The organism is Rhizobium ecuadorense (genome assembly GCF_001187535.1).
GTDB lineage: Bacteria > Pseudomonadota > Alphaproteobacteria > Rhizobiales > Rhizobiaceae > Rhizobium > Rhizobium ecuadorense.
The window spans coordinates 1-234 of sequence record NZ_LFIO01000016.1 but is presented as its reverse complement, the minus strand read 5'-3'; the positions used below and the strand labels follow the sequence as shown (position 1 = coordinate 234).

The window sequence follows — 234 nt, the reverse complement described above, 5'->3', positions numbered from 1 at the left end:
GCCCTGCCAGGACTCGTAAAGTCCAGGAAAAAAGAAGTCCCAGAAATTGGCCTCGTTGTGACCCGGATAAAGGCGGTCGAAGGTTTGAGCCTGGTCGGTATAGGGCGCTGTCCGGAAGATTGGTCGTTCTTTCGATCCGATGTAATACATCTGCAGCTTTGAAGCACCGTGCTGCAGCAGGCTCGGTGCAACAAGGTCCAGAACCGCGCTCGTCTGGATATCGGTCTGGACGTC

1 protein-coding gene is annotated in these 234 nt (G+C 55.1%); it reads right to left on the bottom strand.

All coding sequences use genetic code 11. The features are described from left to right. Positions 1 to 234 (bottom strand): hypothetical protein (locus tag AF337_RS00050; RefSeq protein ID WP_152970850.1); only part of this gene is annotated, 234 nt, incomplete at both ends.